This is a genomic window from Microcoleus sp. Pol11C2, assembly GCF_036701505.1.
Lineage (GTDB): Bacteria > Cyanobacteriota > Cyanobacteriia > Cyanobacteriales > Microcoleaceae > Microcoleus.
In genome coordinates, this window is record NZ_JAUBQX010000021.1 from 68,712 (window position 1) to 69,502 (window position 791).

At 46.6% G+C, this 791-nt stretch carries 1 protein-coding gene; it reads right to left on the minus strand.

What is annotated here, in order from left to right; genetic code table 11:
* Window positions 1-791 (minus strand): leucine-rich repeat domain-containing protein (locus QUA42_RS14375; RefSeq protein ID WP_333137862.1); only part of this gene is annotated, 791 nt, incomplete at both ends.

The window sequence follows — 791 nt, forward strand, 5'->3', positions numbered from 1 at the left end:
TTGGTGAGCGATCGCAAGGCGCTGATATCGGTAATTTGATTGTCGTTGAGATTGAGTGTTGTCAGATTGGTGAGCGATCGCAAGGCGCTGATATCGGTAATTTGATTGTCGTTGAGATTGAGTGTTGTCAGATTGGTGAGCGAGCCGAGGATGCTGATGTCGGTAATTTGATTGTTGTAGAGAGACAGTCTTGTCAGATTGGTGAGCGAGCCGAGGATGCTGATATCGGTAATTTGATTGTTGTAGAGATACAGTGTTGTCAGATTGGTGAGCGAGCCGAGGAAGCTGATATCGGTAATTTGATTGTCGTAGAGATACAGTGTTGTCAGATTGGTGAGCGAGCCGAGGATGCTGATGTCGGTAATTTGATTGTCGTTGAGATACAGTGTTGTCAGATTGGTGAGCGAGCCGAGGAAGCTGATATCGGTAATTTTATTTACGTGGAGATACAGTGTTGTCAGATTGGTGAGCTCGCGCAAGGCGCTGATATCGGTAATTTGAGTCCTATTGAGATCCAGTGTTGTCAGATTGGTGAGCGAGCCGAGGATGCTGATATCGGTAATTTTATTTTCGTGGAGATACAGTGTTGTCAGATTGGTGAGCTCGCGCAAGGCGCTGATATCGGTAATTTTATTCCTATTGAGATCCAGTGTTGTCAGATTGGTGAGCGATCGCAAGGCGCTGATATCGGTCATTGGATTGTGGCCGAGCTCCAGTGTTGTCAGATTGGTGAGCGAGCCGAGGATGCTGATATCGGTAATTTGATTGTTGCCCAGATCCAGTGTTGTCAG